This is a genomic window from Micromonospora lutea (genome assembly GCF_016863535.1).
In the GTDB taxonomy this organism is placed as follows: Bacteria; Actinomycetota; Actinomycetes; order Mycobacteriales; family Micromonosporaceae; genus Micromonospora; species Micromonospora lutea.
In genome coordinates, this window is record NZ_BOPB01000035.1 from 26,717 (window position 1) to 44,412 (window position 17,696).

Below are 17,696 nucleotides of genomic sequence, written 5' to 3' on the forward strand. Positions count from 1 at the left end.
AGAACGTTCATGAGTGTCATCCGACCGACGACCGTAGAGGTCGAGACGTCGCTAAGGCTCGTCGCACCTGACGCCACCGCCTTGCCGGTGCGCGCCAGTCTGCGCTACGACCCTGCTGATCCGTATGCGGTCCATGTCCTGTTCCATGCCGAATCGGCTGGCGGCGAGGCGGTGAGCTGGTCCTTCGCTCGCGAGCTGCTGGTCACGGGACTGGACGAACCGGCGGGCATCGGGGACGTACGGGTCTGGCCCTGGGCCACCCCGCGCGGCGACTTCGTCGCGCTGGCGCTGTCGTCGCCGGACGGCAACGCCCTGTTCGAGGTCCCACGCAGCGTGCTGGTGCGCTTCCTGCGGCGGACCTACGTCGTCGTTCCGCGCGGCCGGGAGGCCGAGCACCTGGACGTCGACACCGCGGTGAACCGGCTGCTCGCCGGTCGCTGACTCACGAAAACCGGGGCCGCGCGGATCTGCCGAGTTCGCGCGGCCCCCACCGATCCCCACCCCACTCCCCACTCCCCACTCCCCAAACCCCCACCACTCACCGCCCACCCACCCACCCACCGCCAAGCACTCGCCGATCATGCAGTTGTGGCGCCTACCATAACGGGCTAATGCACACAGAACGGGTGCCACAACTGCATGATCGACGGAGCGGGGGCGGGACGGGGGCGGGACGGAGCGGGGGCGGGGACGGGGGGGGTAACGGGGTTAGCCGTGGGTGGTTAGGCCGCCGTCTACGGGGATGATCGCGCCGGTCAGGTAGGCGCCGGCCCGGGAGGCGAGGTAGATCGCCGTGCCGGCCATGTCCTCGGGGCGACCGATGCGGCCCAGCGGCACCTGCGCCTCGATGGCGGACCGGGAATTGGGGTCGTCGAGCGCGAACGCCATCATCTTGCTCTCGAACGGCCCGGGGGCGATCGCGTTGACGGTGATCTGCTCGCCGGCCAGTTGGTGGGCCAGGCTGCGGGTCAGCATGTGCACCGCCGCCTTGGTGGCCGAGTACGCGTACACCTCCATGGACGGCACCCGGAGGCCATCGATGGAGCCGATGTTGATCACGCGCGCCGGGTCGTCGGGGGCGGCAGCGGCGCGCAGGGTCGGCAGCAGCGCGGTGGTCAGCCGGAAGACGGCCTTCACGTTCACCGCCCACAGCTTGTCGAAAGCGCTCTCCGGGTAGCTCTCCAGTGGCGCACCCCAGGTGGCACCGGCGTTGTTGACCAGTACGTCCAGTTTGTCGACCCGGTCCTGGACGGCGGCGGCCAACTGTTGGGCACCCTCGTCCCGACCCAGGTCGGCGGGGATCGCCTCGCAGCGTCCGTGGGCGGCCAACTCCTTGGCCACCGCCTCGCAGACCTCGGCCTTGCGGGACGAGATGATGACGTGCGCACCGGCGGCGACGAAACCCCGGGCGATCATCAGGCCGATGCCCCGTGAGCCACCGGTGACCAGGACGGTCTTGCCGTCGACGGAGAACAGATCCTTCATGCCATCCCCTTGCGGTGTCCGGCCTGGGGCAGCCGGTGTCGGAGCCGCCGCCACGGACCGCTCGGGACGCTACGACGACCAGGTCACTACCGATCAGTAACCTAATCGTCCTGCGGCATCCGGAACAACCCCACCCGTCCGGGTGTCCGCCGGCGCTGCCAACGGCCCACGATATCCGGGTGGCGAGAGATGCGTTCGGGCCGGGCTCGGGCTAACGTCGCAGGTGATGGTCCCTTCCGGTCACCGCGCCACGGCACTGCCCGACGCTGCCGCCAACGCGATCGAGATCGACACGACCACGCTCGGTGATCTCGCGACCGACGCAGGGTGGCGACGACCGGTGCTGCTCACCCGCGAGCTGATCGTCCTGACCACCGGTGGTCACGGGCTCGCCGAGGTGGATTTCCGTGCCCTGCCGTGCCGGCCCGGCACGCTGCTGCGCATCCGCCCCGGTCAGGTGCTGCGCTGTGCCCTGCCCCAGTTGGACGCCACCGTGGTCCGTTGGCACCCGGAGGCACTGCACGGGCTCGACCTCGACACCGACCACGTACCCACGTGGGTCCAGCTGGCCGGCGAGGACGAGGACGCGATCATCAACGAGGTCAGCCAGTTGACCGTGGACGCCAGTCGGCACCGGGACACCAAGGCCGCCCGCAGCCTGCTGCGCCATCAACTGAGCGTGCTGCTGCTGCGATTGAGCATGCTGCCGTCCGGCGCGCAGCGGTCGTCACGCCCGGAGGAGGAGACCTTCCGGCGGCTGTGCCGCGAGGTGGAGCGGGGGTACCAGGCCACCCGCCGGGTCGAGGATTACGCCGATCGGCTGGGCTGCTCGGTGCGTACCCTCACCCGGGCCTGCCTGGCGATCACCGGGCGCAGCGCCAAGCAGGTGGTGGACGAGCGGGTCGCGCTCCAGGCCAGCCGACTGCTGGCGGCCACCGACGAGCCGATCGCCCGGATCGGTCGACAGCTCGGTTTCACCGAGCCGACGAACTTCGGCCGGTTCTTCACCCGCGAGGTTGGCATGAGCCCGGGCGCGTTCCGGGCCGCCCGCGAACGGCCCGTACCGGCGCCGGTAGTGCGCCCGCGTACACCCGTTGACGGGCGGTTCGACGCCCATCGGGCGTGACGGCATCGCGCGGTTGTGCGGTACGGCAGGGTGGTTGCGGCGACGCGTGCGGCCCCGGCCGCCCTGCATTGGGCATGATGACGGGGTGCAGATCTCCGCGCGCGGCGACTACGCGGTACGGGCGGCGCTGAGCCTCGGCGCCGCGTACCCGTCGCTGCTGTCCACCCAGGCCATCTCCGCTGAGCAGGAGATGCCCCGCAAGTTCCTGGAAGCGGTCCTGGCCGACCTGCGTCGGGCCGGCATAGTCCGGGCCCAGCGTGGCGCGGAGGGCGGCTACGCCCTGGCCCGACCGCCCCGGGAGGTGACCGTCGGCGCGGTGCTGCGAGCGGCGGACGGTCCGTTGGCCGGCGTCCGCGGCCTGCGTCCGGAGGAGACAGAGTACGAAGGAGTCGCCGCGCACCTGCCGCAGTTCTGGGTCGCGGTACGCGCCGCACTGCGCCGGGTGGTCGACGAGGTGAGCCTGGCCGACCTGGTCGACGGCCGGCTGCCCGCCCATGTCCGTCGCCTGACCTCCCTGCCGGACGCCTGGGAACCCCGCTGAGCCGATGACCGTGCCGGCCGTCGGGGAGGAACTCACGCCGCACACCGTCGGTGTCGAACCCGGCCATCGGGCCGGCGGCCAACCCGGCGGCGCGGACCCCGACCAGCAGGTAGCCGATCTGGAGGGTGGCGTTCAACCGCGCCCGGTCCGCCGGTCCGCGAGCCACTCCCGGGCCTGCGGGCGGTGGGAACAGCTCCGGCAGCCGCTGGTGGAAGTCCACGTCGGCGGCGAGCACCGCAGTCAGTGGCGCGGCGACGGTCTTGGCGTCCTGGCCGGCCCGGTCCAGCGTGAACAGGTCGACTGCGATGGTCAAGCGGTCACCGTACCCACCGTGGTGGTGTAGCCACCACGGTGGTGGATCAGCGGAGCACCGTCCGCTCCCCCACCGAGGGCAAGCGGCTCGGCGATCACCACACTGTGGTCGCCAGCCGGCACCCGGTGCGTCACCCGGCAGAGCAGCCGGGCCAGCACCCCGTTGAGCAGCGGCACGCCGAACGGGCCGGAGGTCCACCCGGGATACGCGGCGAACCGGTCGATGCCGCTGGTGGCGAAGACCCGGGCGGCCTCGGTCTGGTTGGCCGCGAGCAGGTGCACCGCGACGTGCTCGGCGCGGGCCAGCACCGGCCAGCTCGACGAGGAGACGTCGAGGCAGAACGACACCAGCGGCGGGTCGAGCGACACCGACGTGAACGACGTGGCGGTGAATCCGGCCCGCAGCGGCTTACCGAGGTCGCCGAGGCAGGCCGGGCGGGTACCCCGGGCCACGGCGGTCACCACGGTGACGGTGCTGGCCTGTTGGCGCAGCAGCGTACGGAACAGGTCCGGGTCCACCGGCCGCAACTCCTCGGCGCGGGGCTGTGCGACGGTGGTCATGCCGTCACCAGCTCACGTTCGGCGTACCGGCTGGCCGGCCGGGGGCGATGTTGAACGGCTCGTTGTAGGTGGTGGACACGGTCGCGATCAGGCCGATGTGCTCGGTCGCGGTCGCCAGCGCGGCGAGCAGGGTCAGCGGCTCGAAGACGGCTTGGATGTTGTGCCGCGCGTTCGGTCCGACGGCGAGACCGTCGGCGAGGAAGACGGAGTCGAGGGTGCCGCGCTCGGCGGTCCGGGCCAGTTCGACGAAGTGCCGTACGTCGGCCACCCGCTGCGGTTCGGTGCGGGGGTGCCGCCAGGCGGCCTCGTGGTGGCCGACACCCATCCGAAAGGCGTTGAGGTGCAGGGTTCGGGGCATGGGGTTCCTTTCCGACGTGAGGTCGGCTCAGGCCGTGACGTCGACCCGCCAGGTGGAGAAGCGACGTTCCCCGGCGACGAGGAGTTGGTTGACCAGCAGGCCGTTGGCGGAGATCGTGATGATCCCGGAGTACATGTCGGTGATGGCGAAGTTGTACTGAGAAGCGGTGCGACTCGGCGTCAGCTCAACAGAGCGCGCTTGCGTGCCGGACGAGGTCAACGTGCACACGAGCGGTGAGGAGAAGCTCAGCCCGCTGTGACATGAAGCCATGCTGCCCGCCGCCGATCAGCTCGGTCAATGGCCTTCCATTAGGTGGGATCTACTCGCGTTGTGAGCTCAGAGGCCGACCTGCAGCAGGGATGTTTCTATAACAAGACCCACCTGTTAGATGGGATATGTAACCCATCTCTCGGCCCGGGCTTCCACAGTGCAGCGATCGGGTTTCACGAATCGACGTTCCGGGCATGTTCCTGCCGCACGGGAAGTCTCGAAGGGAGCCCACAATGGGTGTGATGTTGCGCAAGCGCAAGAAGTTCGGGCCGCTGATCCTGCACTTCACGCAGAACGGCTTCTCGTCCTGGAGCATCAAGCTCGGTCGCTGGTCCTGGAACTCTCGGGCCAGGGCACACCGCGTCGATCTGCCGGGACCGCTGCACTGGAAGCAGGACAAGTCCTGAGATCCGCCACCCTCAACGGGGCGTCGGCACTCCCGGCGCCCCGTCACTGTCTCTCGGGGTGGGCACCACGGCCTTCCCGCTGGAGGTCATGCGCCTGACCGGACGGCGGTGACCAGCACGTCCCCGCCGAGCCGACCTTCCTGCGGCGTCCGGGTCACCTGCCCGGAGTCGAGCAGGTCGGACAGCACCCGCACCGCGTCCACCGCTCGGTACGCGGTGTGCGTCACCGCGTACCGGCGCAGCTCGGTGACCGTACGCGGGCCGTACCGGGACAGTTCCTCCAGCAGGGCCCGACCCAACGGTGCCGGATCCGTCCGCTCGGCGGGTGACAGCGGATCACCGTACGGGTCACGGAACCGCGACCCGCTCGCCCACAGGCTTTCCTTCAGCTCCTCCAGGCTGCGGTCCGATCCGGTGCCGAAGCCGATCCGCCGGTCGGCGTCGATCAGCTCGACCTCGGTGGCCAGCGCGAACCCGGCGTCGATCAGCGCCGTGCGCAGGGGTGCCGCTGCCCCGGCGACGACGAGTGCCTCGGCGGCCCGGCCGGCCGCGGCGGCGGTCAGCGCCACCGGATCGTCCGACTCCAGGTAGGACAGCACCGGCGCGCCCACCGCACCGGCCGCGCGCAGGGCCACCGGCAGTCGGGTCGGCGGACCGGGCATCAGGTGCACGGCGACCTCGGCTGGCAGTCCGGCCTCGGCCGCACCGAGCCGGGCCGGCAGTTCCGCGGTGCCCTCGGCGAGCACCAGGACGGTGAGCCGGCAGCCGCGCAGCCGGGCGGCGTGTCCGCCGGCCAGGCGTACGGTCTGCTCGGCCAGGTGCGGGTCGCTGCCGTCGTACCCGAGGACGACGGTGGCCCGGCGGGCGCGGCGCAGCGCGGCCGGCGCCCACCTGTCCAGGTGTCGGAGAAACGCGGCGTGCCCTACGGCTTCGGTCGACATGTTGCCGTTCTACCGCAGCCGGTCACGCCGGCCCGCCGGGACCGCCGTTTCACACCGGGACCGAGACACCGACGCCACCTCGGGTGTCCCCGCCGTAACGCTCGATCTCGGCGGCCAGGTTGAGCCGACTGATCCTGGTCCGGGCGTCGAAGGCGGCGTCGTCGAGCCGGTCGGCGGGGACCAGCCAGACCACCTCGAACTCCAGCCCGTCCGGGTCCTGACCGTAAAGGCTCTTGGTGGTGCCGTGGTCGGAGGTGCCGACCAGCGCGCCGGCCTCGGTCAGCCGCCGGGCGACGGCGGCGAGTTCGTCGAGGGTGTCCACCTCCCAGGCCAGGTGATAGAGGCCGACGGTCTCCCGCCCGGCGGTCGACCGGCCGGCGGCCGCACCGACCTCGAACAGGCCGAGGTCATGGTCGTTGGTGGAGCCCGGTGCCTGCAGGAAGGCGGCGCCCCGGAACCCCTCCGGAGTCATCGGCACCTGACGGAAACCGAGCACGTCGCGGTAGAACGTGATGCTGCGGTTGAGGTCGCTGACGTACAGGACGGCGTGGTTAAGACGATGAATTCCCATGCCCCGAGGGTAGCCCGATTTAGTTGAGAGTTCAATTACTGCGCTATGATGCTGGTCATGACCCGCTGGCTGACCCCGGACGAACAGCGCACCTGGCGGTCGTTCCTGACCGCCTCCCGAGCGCTGATGGACACGCTCGACCGCGAGCTGCAACGCGACGCAGGCATGCCGCACGCCTACTACGAGATCCTGGTCCGCCTCTCCGAGGCACCCGAACGTCGCCTGCGGATGAGCGAGCTGGCCGACGTGAGCGGCTCCTCGCGCAGCCGGCTCTCCCATGCGGTGAGTCGGCTGGAGGCGGCCGGCTGGGTACGCCGCGAGGACTGTCCCACCGACCGGCGCGGACAGATCGCCCACCTCACCGACGACGGATTCGCGAAGCTGGCCGCCGCCGCGCCTGGCCACGTCGAGGGGGTACGCGAGCACCTGTTCGACGCTCTCAGCCCGGCGCAGGTCGAGCAGTTACGCCACATCAGCGAGGTACTGACCGAACGCCTGAAGCGAGCCTGACCGGATCCTGACCGAACCACTCCGGCGCGGGTCTTGTACTAAACGTCGTCGAATGAGCACGATGGGGCGTGCCCTCCGGCTTCGGTGAACTGACTGATCAGGCGCACGACCTGGTCTCCGCTGGCGATCTCGCCGGCGCTCAACGGCTGCTCGCCGACGCGCTGACCGGCGCCGACCCGCGCCCGGCCAACGCCACGTCCGAGTTGGCCGAGGCGGCCAGCCTGCACGCGCGGGTGCTGTTCGCGCTCGGCGAGCCGCACTCGGCGCGGGGCTGGGCCGCCTACGCGTACGCCGCCAGCTCCCAGCTGTACGGCCGCTCCGATCCGCGTACGGTGGCCACCGCGGCCACCCTGGCGGCGGTGCTGCACCGGGTCGGCAGTTGGTCACGGGCGGCGCGGCTGTACCAGGAAGTGATTATCGAGCTGACCGCTTCGGACGGACCGGAGTCGCTGCGGGTGCTCGCCGTCCACGCCGATCTGGCCACCGTGGAATACGCCCGGGGCCAGTGCCAGGTCGCCCGCGACCGGCTTCAGGACACCTGGGAGTTGCACCGCGAGGTCTACGGTGACGGGCACCCGAGCGGGATCAAGATGCTGGCCCGGCTCGGCTCGATGCAGCGCGACTGCGGTCAGTTCGCCGAGGCGCAGGACAATCTGGCTCTGGCCCGCGAACTGGCCCGCCAGCACCTTCCCGCGGACGATCCGCTGGCCGCCCAGGTGACGGCCCTGGCCCGGGCGGCGGCCAACCCCGACCACGTCTGCGCCGACAACCCGCCGGTCAGCGTGCAGGAGCCGGTCGTACCGGCCGCCCGTACCTCGTCGAGCGACGACACCCCACCCGCGCCCACCTGGCCGCACCCGCGTCTGCCCGACGAGGGCCCCGCGACAGCACCCCCACCGACCCCGACGAACCTGGGCGGTACGCCGGCCGGGACGGGCACGGCCGACGGGACGCAGACGAGCGCCGCCTGGCCCGACGGAGCCGCGACCGGCGCGGGAGCTGCGGGCGGCTGGCCCGACGATGAGACCGGTTCGGCCACACCGCCGCAGGAGGGTTGGCCTCCGGCGTGGGCCGCAGCAGCGGCGGACTTCCCACCCGACGAGCCGACGCCTGCCGTCGAGTCGCCGTCAGGGTGGGCGACAGCGCCGGACGACGAGCGGTGGGCGACGACGCCGGACGACGAGCCGTCCCGAGCATCCTGGCCGGTGGACCCGGAGCAGGGCGAACAGCCGTGGCGGTCAGCTCAGCACGTCGACCGCGAGGAGCATCCGGCCGAGGGCTACCACCCCAGCACCGGGTATCCGCCGGCCGGTCCATCGGCGGCCGGGGCCACGTCACCGGTGCCCACGCCCCGGCAACCGGTCGACGGCCCGGCCGGACCACCCGAGGACTGGTGGGCCGGTTCGGCGGCCGAGCAGCCCGATCCGGACCCGCATCCCGAGGTACCACCACCGACCGGCGGTGCCGTACCGCCGAGCGTGGTCGGGCTGACCGGCACGCCGCAGGCTCCCGGGGTGTACCGGCTGCGCCGGGTCGAGCCGGAACGTCCCGGTCCACCCTCGCCCCTGCTGCCGGTGCCGGTGCGCCGGACCGGCGTACCGACACCGGCCGGCCGGCCGAACCGGCTGGTGCTGATCGTCGCGGCTGGCGTCGCCGTGGTGCTGCTCGGCGCCGCAGCGGTCATCGCCGGGGTTTCCCGGGTCGGCGGCGACGATCCGGCACCACCGACGGCGAGCGGCGGCCCGAGCGACGCGGCACCACCGACAGCCACCGCCACGGCCGGCGACGCTCCCCCCGCATCCCCCGGTACCGCGCCGACCGGGCTGTCACTACGCGACAACCGGGACAGTGTGACGTTGCGGTGGACGTACCCGGCCGGGGCGGAGGGACCGGTGATCGTCTCAGGGGGCCGGGACGGCCAGCCGCAGAACCCCTTCGCGGATCTGCCCGCCGGCAGCGACAGCTTCGTCGTCTACGGTCTCAACCGCAGCCTCGACTACTGCTTCACGGTCGCGGTCGCCTGGTCCACCGACACGATCGCCCGCTCCGACGAGGTCTGCACCGAGCGCCGTTGACCGTCGAGGACGCGCTATCTTTGGCAGTTCAGGCACAAAAAAGAACGGCTTGAAAAGCCGTCCTGAACGCAGATTCTAGCTGATCGGGAGACGGATTGTCAAAGCACTCCGGCGGTTCGCCGTCCGACGACGAGATCGGCCGCGAGCAGGAGTACGTCTCGATGCTCTACCAGCGCCTCGACGACCTGCGTGACCAGGCACAGACCCGGTTGACCGAGCAGCTACGGTCGACCGGCGGCACATTGCAGGCCCGCTCACAGCGCGACAGCTCGGTACGCATGTACGCCGACCAGGTCGAGCAGTTCTCCGCAGTGGAGAATGGCCTTTGCTTCGGCCGACTGGACACCGACAGCGACCAGCGCCACTACATCGGGCGAATTGGCATCTTCGACACCGAGGGCGACTACGAGCCGCTGCTGATGGACTGGCGCGCTCCGGCCGCCCGCGCCTTCTACCTCGCCACCGCCGCCAACCCGCAGGGCATCCGGCGACGCCGGCACCTGCGTACCCGGCAACGGAAGGTGGTCGGCCTCAACGACGAGGTGCTCGACCTGGCGACCGCCTCCCCCACCGCCCACGAAGAGCTGACCGGTGAGGCGTCGCTGCTGGCCGCGCTCGACGCCGGGCGGACCGGCCGGATGCGCGACATCGTGGAGACCATCCAGGCCGAGCAGGACCGCATCATCCGGGCCGACCTGCCGGGCGTGATGGTGGTGCAGGGTGGGCCGGGCACCGGTAAGACCGCGGTGGCGCTGCATCGCGCCGCGTACCTGCTCTACACCCACCGACGGGAGTTGTCGACCCGGGGTGTGCTGCTGGTCGGGCCGAACGTGACGTTCCTGCGCTACATCTCGCAGGTGCTGCCCGCGCTGGCCGAGACCGGCGTGCTGCTGCGTACCCAGGGTGATCTCTTTCCGGGGGTCAGTGCCCACCGGGCCGAGCCGGCCACCACCGCCGCCCTGAAGGGCCGCCTGACGATGGTCGAGGTGCTGACCAACGCCGTCCGCGATCGGCAGCGGGTCCCCGACGAGCCCGTGGAGATCGAGCTGCCGCAGCGGGAGGTTCTGGTCCTCGACCCGGCCACCGTGCACTCGGCGCGCGACCGGGCCCGGCGCAGCGGCCGGCCGCACAACCTGGCCCGCGCCGTCTTCGACATCGAGGTCATCCACGCGCTGGCCGACCAGGTGGCCGAACGCATCGGCACCGACCCGCTGGGCGGGGAGAACCTGCTCGACGAGGCCGACCGCGCCGAGATCCGCCGCGAGCTGCGCGAGGAGCCGCAGGTCCGGGCCGTCCTGGACGAGCTGTGGCCGGTACTCACACCGCAGCGGCTGCTCGCTGACCTGTACGCCGCACCCGAACGCATCGACGCCGCCGCGCCGATGCTCAGTGACGCGGAGCGGGCCGCGTTGCACCGCGAGCCAGGCGGCTGGACACCGGCGGACGTGCCCCTGCTGGACGAGGCGGCGGAGCTGCTCGGTGAGGACGACCGGGCCGCCGCCGCCCGCCGGAACCGGATTCGCGCCCTGCAACGTGAGTACGCGGAGGGCGTGCTGGAGATCGCCCGGGGTTCGCGGTCGATCGACGTGGAGGACGAGGCCGAGGGCGGTGAGATTCTCGGCGTGACCGACCTGCTCGACGCCGACCGGCTGCTGGAACGGCAGGAGGAGGCGGACCGGCTCACCACCGCCCAGCGTGCGGCGGCCGACCGTGGGTGGGCGTTCGGGCATGTGATCGTCGATGAGGCGCAGGAGTTGTCGCCGATGGCCTGGCGGCTGCTGATGCGCCGCTGCCCGAGCCGCTCGATGACGATCGTGGGTGACGTGGCGCAGACCGGGGCGTTGGCCGGCACACCGTCGTGGGCGGAGGCGCTGGCGCCGTACGTGGCGGATCGGTGGCGGCTGACCGAGCTGACCGTCAGCTACCGCACCCCCGCCGAGATCATGGAGGTCGCCGCCGGCGTACTGGCCGAGATCGATCCGGCGCTCCGGCCGCCGCGCGCCGTACGCTCCAGTGGTTTCCCGCCGCAGCGGCGGACGGTGCCGGCCGGGTCGCTCGCCGCGGAGCTGGTGGCGGTGGCTACCGCCGAGGCGGCAGGGTTGACCGACGGGCGGCTCGGGGTGATCGTCCCGGCCGGTCGGGTCGACGACCTCGGTGCCGCGCTGACGGCGGCACTGCCCGAGGCGGCCGTCGGTGAGCAGCCGGAGTTGGAGAGCCGGGTGGTGGTGCTGACCGTCGCCGAGGCCAAGGGCCTGGAATTCGACTCGGTCCTGGTGGTCGACCCCGACCGCATCATCGCGGAGTCTCCCCGAGGTCGCAGCGACCTCTACGTAGCCCTCACCAGAGCCACCCAACGCCTCACCACCCTCACCCCCACCCCTCACCCTCTCGGTTGATCATGAGGTTGTTGCCTGCCGCCGTCGGCGTGTCGGGCAACAACCTCATGATCATCGGGGTGGGGGCTGAGTGGCGGGGGTGGACTGGTCGCTGGTGCTGCCGCCGGTCGGGGTGCTCATGCCGCCGGTGGTGGCGTCACCGGTCGTTGTCGGGGCGGCTTCGTCCCGGTGCCGCGCCACCCGGCGGGCGCTCGCCGGACCGGCGGTGCCGCCGGTCGTGGTGATCGCGCCCTGACCACCCGTCGGTCCGCCGTCACGCAGCACGGTCGGGTCGATCGGCACGTCGGCCGGGTCGTCCGGGTCCTCGCGCTGCAGTTCACTCTCCACATCGGTCGGCGGCACGGTCACCTCGTCGAGGGCGCCTTCGCCGTACACACCGCCGGCGATCCGCTCCTCGGCCCGGCGAGCGGCGTCCTGTCGCATCTCGTCCTCACGCACGATCCATCACCTCGCAGAAGGGTCGGTCACTCTGCGTGCCCGGTGGCCGGCGGGGCAAACCCGCGCCGCCGGTCACCGGGAAGCGGACAGCGGGCACACCGGGCGCCGTACCGCCATTACCGATCGGGACGCGACCATCGTGACGTCAGCGCCGCCCGCGAAAACCGAGAATCGCGGCCCGGCCTGGCGTTACTGCCCCCGACACGAGGGGTAGACCCGGGGTGCCCGCGCCAAGTACGCGAACCGTGCCGTGGCCGACACGCGGTAGCGGGGCGAGGGTCGCAGGTTACGACTCATCAATCCTGAGGAGGACAGATGAGCACGCAGGCTGCATCTACCAGGCCGATGAACCGCCCGGCGCAGGACGCGCAGCACCGCGCGAGCATGCAGGACACCCGTCAGATGCCGATGATGCACGACGGGCACCGGGAACAGATGCCGGCGCCGGGTACCGAGACGAAGCAGTCGTTTCTGACGACGGAGTTCTGGATCTACGCGGCTGCCGTCACCGCTGTGGTCATCGCCGCCTTCTGGCGTGGCACCACCGCGAACGGTCTGAACCTGAACAACCCGGGCCAGGCGTGGTTCTTCATCACCCTGCTGACCCTCGGTTACCTGGGTAGCCGTGGTCTGGCCAAGGCCGGCAGCCCGAAGCGTTCCGGCGAGGAGCGTAAGCGGGGGCGGTGACCCCGCTCAGGCGGAGCCGCAACCGGCCCGCATACCGCACGGTGGCCCTTCGGGATCCTCTCCCGAAGGGCCACCGTCCCGTCGTGCCTAGAACTCCTCGAAGCCGCCGAAGTCACCGCCGCCGAAGTCGCCACCGAAGTCACCGGCGGCGTCGGCCACCTCGTCCTCGGCGCCCTCGAACGCGTTACCGATCATGTGACCGGCGAGCATGCCACCGGCGGCGCCCAGCGCGGCACCGGCCACCACCCCGCCCATGCCGACCCCGCCCCGGCGCTGGTGCGGGTGGCCGAACTTCTGCGCGCCGCCGTAACCCTGCGGACCGAACGCCTGGGCACGCAGGGCTCCGAAGCGGCCGATCGTCTCCTGCAACCAGCCGTCGACCACCTGCGCCCAGTCGGTGCGCTCCGCGTCGGTGTGCGCGATCTGGTAACGCCCGAAGACGTCGTGGCCGGGCGTCAGAAAGCCGCCACGCTTGTCGCACTCCAGCACCACGTCGACACCGTGCGGGTTGGCCACGAAAGTCAGTTCGAGTTCGTTGATGGTCTGCGCGTACTGCGGTGCGGCGAAGAACTCGATCTCCTGGTAGAACGGCAACGTCTGCTGTACGCCGTAGATCATGCCGCGCTCCAGGTCGGCCTTCTTGAACCGGAAGCCGAGTTGCAGGAACGCCTCCAGGATGCGCTCCTGCACCGGAAGCGGATGCACGTTGATCTCGTCCAGGTCGCCCTTGTCGACCGCACGAGCGATCGCCAGCTCGGTACGCAACCCGAGCGACATGCCGTGCAGACGCTGGCCGTACACCGCGGTGATCGGGGTCTCCCACGGCAGCGGCAGCTGGAACGGAATGGAGAGCGCCTGCTTCGGGGCGAGCTGGAGTGGCCCGCTGACGACCTGGCGGTGGAACTCCATCACGCCGGCCTGCTCACCGATCTCGACCCGGGTCACCAGACCGATGGCGATGTGTTCGATGTTCGCCTGGGCGTCCCCGCCGAGCAGGTTGACCTGGCCGTCGAGTGCCAGTCCCGGTCTGGTGTTCGGGTTGGCCAGGACGGTGTCCACACTGGGACCGCCCACGCCCAACGCGCTCAACATCTTCTTGAAGACCATTGGTACTCCTGCGGGATCTGGTGCCCGAACTCCATTGTGGGAGCGGACGCGGACCACCGCACCCTATCGAGCGGGCCTGTGAGATGGCTGAAAAACCAACCGGGTGGGCCGCCGCGTGTCAGGCGGGATCACCGCCGTCGGTGGCCGGACCGGCACGGACCCGGCCACCGACGAGTGCCGGTTCAGCTCGCGGTGCAGGTCACCGCGGGAGCCGAGTTGGTGCCGTTCCAACTGCCGAGGAAGCCGAAGGTGGTGCTGGCCCCGGCACCGAGGCGGCCGTTGTAGTCGACGTTGCGGGCCGTCACGCTGGATCCGCTGCTGGTGATCGTGACGCTCCAGGACTGGGTCACCGTCTGGCCGTTGGCGTACGTCCAGCGCACCGTCCAGCCGTTGATGGCGCTGGAGCCGGCGGTCACCCGGACGTCACCCTGGAAACCGCCCTGCCACTGTCCGCTGATCGAGTAGGTCGCGGTGCAGCCGGCGCTCGGCGGCGGCGGCGTGGAGGGAGGCGGCGTCGACGGCGGCGGGGTGGAGGGAGGCGGAGTGGACGGCGGTGGAGTGGACGGCGGCGGGGACGACGGCGGCGGAGTGGTCGGCGGGATCGAGTCGTAGACGCTGGCCTGCCGCGAGGTCTGCCGGATGCCGTTGGTGCCGTTGAACAGCCGCTGGCCCCAACTGGTCAGCTGGTTCGGGTTGAAGTTGGTGGCCATGTCGAGGTACTCCACGCCACCGCTGTTGCCGCTCCACGACCAGCCCAGCCAGCCGATGCCGTTGGCCTGGGTGTAGGAGAGGATGGCGTCCTCGTCCGGGTTGCCGTCGGAGTGGTTGTGCCCGAACTCGCCGACCACGATGGGCAGGCTACGGCTGCGGAAGCGACCCAGGTAGTCGCTGATCTCCGCAGCGGTGTCGAAGACGCCGTACATGTGGATCGAGAAGACCGTGTTGCGGGCCGGGTCGGCATCGAACACCGTGGGCGCGTTGTCCCGCATGGTGAAGGACCAGTCCTGACCCCAGTTCGGGGCGTCCACCATGATGGTGTGCGTGATGCCACCGTTGCGCAGCCGACGGATCGCGTTGGAGGTGTCGGTGGCCCACGACGAGTAGTTCTGGTTGCCGTACGGCTCGTTGCCGATGTTGACGATCGCGTACGCTTCCTGGCCGTTGAGCGCGCTGGCGATGCTGAGCCAGTAGTCCACCGCGCGGTCCAGGGTGATCGCCCCGCTCTGCTCGCCGTACCCGGTGGTGTCGTGCACCTCCAGCACGCAGATCAGCCGGTTGGCCTTGCAGAGCTGGATCACGTTGGACACGTCGGCGGCGCTGTTACGCGTCCACCGGTCGCCGCTGGAGAGCACCACCCGCACGGAGTTGGCGCCCAGGGCCTTGATGTCGGCGAAGGAACTGGTCTGGTTCGGGTACCAGGTGTGCGCGTGGTTGACCCCGCGCATGATGAACTCGTTACCCTTGGCGTCGTAGAGCCGCCCGTTGCTGACCGTGAAGCCGGCGGCGGCGTGGGCCGATGGTCCGAAGGCGAAAACCGCGGCGACGGTCGCCAGCAGGACGGCACCGACGGCCGCGAACAGTTTTCTCATGCATTCCTCGCAGGAGGTGTCTCCCCCGTGCCCAGGGGGTGCGGTGAGTGGCAGGTGAGCGGCTGCAGCCCGACAGCCGCGCGCAGACCCGGCGAGGCATCAGCGTATGCCGATGGCTTGACGAAAGCAACCGGTTCAGTAGACCGGCTACCCGTGACGACCCAGGAGACGCCGAGCCGTCACGGGAGCGGACATCCCCACCACAGGATGCACACCACGTCGGTCCCTGAACCGGTTCAGACAAACGGTAGGCAGGGGGCGGGCACACCGTCAAGCGTCCAGCAGGGTTGACCGATCCGGGCCGGGGTATCCGGAGTTGATCCGCCCTGGACCGGTGAGGAGAGGTCAATGGTCAGCATCGGCTACACCCTGTTGTGCGAGCAGGCAGGTCCGAAGGAACTCGTCGACTACGCCGTGCGGGCCGAGGCGGCCGGCTTCGACCAACTCGTCATGTCTGACCACTACTACCCCTGGTTGGAGTCCCAGGGCCACTCACCGTACGCCTGGTCGGTCTTGGGTGCGGTCGCGCACGCCACCTCCCGCGCGGCGCTGATGTCCTTCGTGACCTGCCCGATCCGCCGTTACCACCCGGCGGTGGTGGCGCAGAAGGCGTCAACGTTGGGTGTGCTCTCCGACGGCCGGTTCACCCTCGGCCTCGGTGCCGGGGAGAACCTGAACGAGCACGTCGTGGGCGGGTGGCCGCACGTTCAGCAGCGTCACGAGATGTTCGAGGAGGCACTGCAGATCATCCGCCCGCTGCTGAACGGGGAGACACTGACCTTCTCCGGCAACCACTTCGACGTGCCGGACGCCTATGTCTGGGACCGACCCGAGCGGCCTGTGCCGATGGCGGTGGCCGGCTCCGGTCGGCAGTCGGTGACCCTGGCCGCCGAATACGCCGACGGCCTGATCGCCACCGAACCGGAGCCACATCTGGTCGAGATGTACGAACAGGTCGGTGGCGCCGGACGTCCCCGGTACGGGCAGGTGGCCATCTGCTACGGACCGGACGAGGCCGAGTGCCGGAAGATCGCACACGACCAGTTCCGCTGGTTCGGGATGGGCTGGAAGGTCAACACCGACCTGCCCGACACCGACTCCTTCAAGGCGGCCACCCAGAGCGTGCGCGAGGAGGACGTGGCGGCCGGGATCTCTTGCGGCCCCGACGTGGAGAAGCATGTGGCGGCGTTCAAGAAGTTCGTCGACGCCGGCTTCACCGACGTGGCGCTGATTCAGGTCGGTGGCGACAGCCAGCCGATGTTCCTGGACTGGGCGCAGGAGGAGTTGCTGCCCCGACTGCGCGAACTGTGATCCGCCGCCGCTCGCCGAGACCATCCGCGGCAGGTCGCCGAGACCATCCGCGCCCTGCTCGCCCTGAACATCCCGACGAACTGACAGGAAGACCAGCGCATGCGCATCGGTAACACGGAGATCCGGCCCGCTGGTGGCGGCGTCGGCTGCCTTCTGATGATCCTTTTCTCGATCGTCGCCTCGATCGTCCTGACCGTCCTGCTCAACCTGCTCATCTGACGCCGCACCCGACCCGATCACGGCGGGGTGAGGACGAACTCCGCGAGCAGTGGGTAGTGGTCGGAGGCGTGCTCGGTGTCCGGGTCGCGTACCACGTGCAGGTCGGTGAGCCGGTCGGCCAGCGCGGGAGTGGCGAGCAGGTAGTCCAGGCGCAGGTCGGCGAACTCGGCGCCACCGTGGGCGGTGGGCACTGTCGGCCCGGCGTCCACTCCGAGATCCGTCAGCCCGGCGGCGAGCAGCCGAGCCACCGCGCGGGTCTCCACCGTCCGCCCGTCCCGGCGCAGGTGCCGACGACGGTACGCCGGCGGTAGCCGACCCAACTGGTCGGCGTGCCCGGCGTACGGGTCGAGGGTGTTCAGATCACCGGCGAGCAGCGCCAGGCCGTCCCGGGCCGGGCGCAGGGCGGCGGCCGCCCACCCTGCCTCGACCAACCGGCGGGTCCCCCAGTACGGATCGAGGTGGGTGCCGAGCACCGTCAGCGGCCCCGCACCGGTGCCCACCACCACGCGTTGGGCCGCGTGGTGGAACGGCCGGCGTACCGGCGCGGCAGCCAGCACCGGCCACGACGGACGCACCAGCAGCGCGACCGGTTGCCCCAGCCAGGAACGAGCCAGGTACGGCCGGAGTCCGACATCGGTGGCGAAGCCCGCGACGTCGAGACCACCCAGTTCCTGCACGGCGAGCACGTCCGGCCGCTGCCGCGCGATGACCCCGGCCACCAGCTCGCGCCGGTCCGGGCCACCACGGTCCCTACCGCCGGTGCGGATGTTCCAGGTCATCACCCTCAGCACG

General features: G+C 70.8%; 20 protein-coding genes. 10 read left to right on the top strand and 10 right to left on the bottom strand.

Translation table 11 applies throughout. From position 1 onward, the window contains the following. Positions 1–9 precede the first annotated feature (9 nt). Positions 10–441, top strand: coding sequence for an SsgA family sporulation/cell division regulator (locus tag Vlu01_RS25760; RefSeq protein ID WP_007457244.1), 432 nt, complete (start codon positions 10–12; stop codon positions 439–441). Between the two features lie 267 nt (positions 442–708). On the opposite strand, the gene Vlu01_RS25765 is transcribed toward Vlu01_RS25760, so the two are convergent. Next, on the bottom strand, positions 709–1,485 hold the full coding sequence (locus tag Vlu01_RS25765) for a glucose 1-dehydrogenase (RefSeq protein WP_204004298.1): 777 nt from the start codon (positions 1,483–1,485) through the stop codon (positions 709–711). 226 nt (positions 1,486–1,711) lie between these two features. Here Vlu01_RS25765 and Vlu01_RS25770 point away from each other — a divergent pair, with 226 nt between their 5' ends. The 3 genes from Vlu01_RS25770 (at position 1,712) to Vlu01_RS25780 (ending at position 3,495) form a co-directional block, all read left to right on the top strand. Next, on the top strand, positions 1,712–2,611 hold the full coding sequence (locus tag Vlu01_RS25770; RefSeq protein WP_204004300.1) for a helix-turn-helix domain-containing protein: 900 nt from the start codon (positions 1,712–1,714) through the stop codon (positions 2,609–2,611). A gap of 85 nt (positions 2,612–2,696) precedes the next feature. Further along, a complete protein-coding gene (locus Vlu01_RS25775) occupies positions 2,697–3,152 on the top strand; it encodes an RrF2 family transcriptional regulator (RefSeq protein ID WP_204004302.1) in 456 nt (151 codons plus the stop codon). Between the two features lie 4 nt (positions 3,153–3,156). Then, on the top strand, positions 3,157–3,495 hold the full coding sequence (locus tag Vlu01_RS25780; protein ID WP_204004304.1) for a hypothetical protein: 339 nt from the start codon (positions 3,157–3,159) through the stop codon (positions 3,493–3,495). Here the strand turns inward: Vlu01_RS25780 and Vlu01_RS25785 are convergent. The 3 genes from Vlu01_RS25785 to Vlu01_RS28035 all read right to left on the bottom strand — a co-directional run bounded on the left by Vlu01_RS25785 (position 3,462) and on the right by Vlu01_RS28035 (position 4,645). Then, a complete protein-coding gene (locus Vlu01_RS25785; protein WP_204004306.1) occupies positions 3,462–4,025 on the bottom strand; it encodes a flavin reductase family protein in 564 nt (187 codons plus the stop codon). The genes Vlu01_RS25780 and Vlu01_RS25785 overlap by 34 nt on opposite strands. Positions 4,026–4,029: 4 nt before the next feature. Then, positions 4,030–4,383, bottom strand: a complete 354-nt coding sequence (locus Vlu01_RS25790) for an LLM class flavin-dependent oxidoreductase (RefSeq protein ID WP_239096128.1) — start codon at positions 4,381–4,383, stop codon at positions 4,030–4,032. A 184-nt stretch (positions 4,384–4,567) separates the two neighbouring features. After that, a complete protein-coding gene (locus tag Vlu01_RS28035; RefSeq protein WP_373306315.1) occupies positions 4,568–4,645 on the bottom strand; it encodes a putative leader peptide in 78 nt (25 codons plus the stop codon). Positions 4,646–4,886: 241 nt separating this feature from the next. On the opposite strand from Vlu01_RS28035, the gene Vlu01_RS25800 reads away from it, so the two are divergent. Further along, positions 4,887–5,060 (top strand): DUF4236 domain-containing protein, encoded by a 174-nt coding sequence (locus Vlu01_RS25800; protein WP_099846875.1) that lies wholly within the window; start codon positions 4,887–4,889, stop codon positions 5,058–5,060. Between the two features lie 86 nt (positions 5,061–5,146). Here Vlu01_RS25800 and Vlu01_RS25805 read toward each other — a convergent pair whose 3' ends face one another. Both Vlu01_RS25805 and Vlu01_RS25810 read right to left on the bottom strand, forming a co-directional pair. Then, positions 5,147–6,001: a hypothetical protein gene (locus Vlu01_RS25805; RefSeq protein WP_204004308.1), complete on the bottom strand. Its 855-nt coding sequence runs from the start codon at positions 5,999–6,001 to the stop codon at positions 5,147–5,149. Positions 6,002–6,050: 49 nt separating this feature from the next. Continuing rightward, positions 6,051–6,572, bottom strand: coding sequence for a VOC family protein (locus Vlu01_RS25810; protein ID WP_204004311.1), 522 nt, complete (start codon positions 6,570–6,572; stop codon positions 6,051–6,053). 48 nt (positions 6,573–6,620) lie between these two features. On the opposite strand from Vlu01_RS25810, the gene Vlu01_RS25815 reads away from it, so the two are divergent. The 3 genes from Vlu01_RS25815 (at position 6,621) to Vlu01_RS25825 (ending at position 11,553) form a co-directional block, all read left to right on the top strand. Continuing rightward, positions 6,621–7,082, top strand: coding sequence for a MarR family winged helix-turn-helix transcriptional regulator (locus Vlu01_RS25815; RefSeq protein WP_204004357.1), 462 nt, complete (start codon positions 6,621–6,623; stop codon positions 7,080–7,082). Positions 7,083–7,150: 68 nt separating this feature from the next. Next, a complete protein-coding gene (locus tag Vlu01_RS25820) occupies positions 7,151–9,157 on the top strand; it encodes a tetratricopeptide repeat protein (protein WP_204004314.1) in 2,007 nt (668 codons plus the stop codon). Between the two features lie 95 nt (positions 9,158–9,252). After that, positions 9,253–11,553 (top strand): HelD family protein, encoded by a 2,301-nt coding sequence (locus Vlu01_RS25825; protein ID WP_505841149.1) that lies wholly within the window; start codon positions 9,253–9,255, stop codon positions 11,551–11,553. A gap of 51 nt (positions 11,554–11,604) precedes the next feature. Here Vlu01_RS25825 and Vlu01_RS25830 read toward each other — a convergent pair whose 3' ends face one another. Further along, the gene (locus Vlu01_RS25830; protein WP_204004319.1) at positions 11,605–11,991 is read right to left on the bottom strand and encodes a hypothetical protein; all 387 of its coding nucleotides are present in this window, start codon (positions 11,989–11,991) and stop codon (positions 11,605–11,607) included. 315 nt (positions 11,992–12,306) lie between these two features. On the opposite strand from Vlu01_RS25830, the gene Vlu01_RS25835 reads away from it, so the two are divergent. Beyond that, a complete protein-coding gene (locus tag Vlu01_RS25835) occupies positions 12,307–12,678 on the top strand; it encodes a hypothetical protein (protein ID WP_239096129.1) in 372 nt (123 codons plus the stop codon). Between the two features lie 87 nt (positions 12,679–12,765). On the opposite strand, the gene Vlu01_RS25840 is transcribed toward Vlu01_RS25835, so the two are convergent. Together Vlu01_RS25840 and Vlu01_RS25845 are read right to left on the bottom strand one after the other, a co-directional pair. Continuing rightward, positions 12,766–13,785 (bottom strand): sporulation protein, encoded by a 1,020-nt coding sequence (locus tag Vlu01_RS25840; RefSeq protein ID WP_204004321.1) that lies wholly within the window; start codon positions 13,783–13,785, stop codon positions 12,766–12,768. A gap of 182 nt (positions 13,786–13,967) precedes the next feature. Beyond that, positions 13,968–15,374 (bottom strand): cellulase family glycosylhydrolase, encoded by a 1,407-nt coding sequence (locus tag Vlu01_RS25845; protein ID WP_204004323.1) that lies wholly within the window; start codon positions 15,372–15,374, stop codon positions 13,968–13,970. Positions 15,375–15,722: 348 nt separating this feature from the next. Between Vlu01_RS25845 and Vlu01_RS25850 the strand changes: the two genes are divergently transcribed. Beyond that, positions 15,723–16,685 carry a TIGR03557 family F420-dependent LLM class oxidoreductase gene (locus Vlu01_RS25850; RefSeq protein WP_204004325.1) on the top strand — a complete coding sequence of 321 codons (963 nt, stop codon included), beginning with the start codon at positions 15,723–15,725 and terminating at the stop codon, positions 16,683–16,685. A gap of 236 nt (positions 16,686–16,921) precedes the next feature. Here the strand turns inward: Vlu01_RS25850 and Vlu01_RS25855 are convergent, their stop codons facing one another. Continuing rightward, positions 16,922–17,683, bottom strand: a complete 762-nt coding sequence (locus tag Vlu01_RS25855; RefSeq protein ID WP_308440985.1) for an endonuclease/exonuclease/phosphatase family protein — start codon at positions 17,681–17,683, stop codon at positions 16,922–16,924. Between the last annotated feature and the right edge of the window lie 13 nt (positions 17,684–17,696).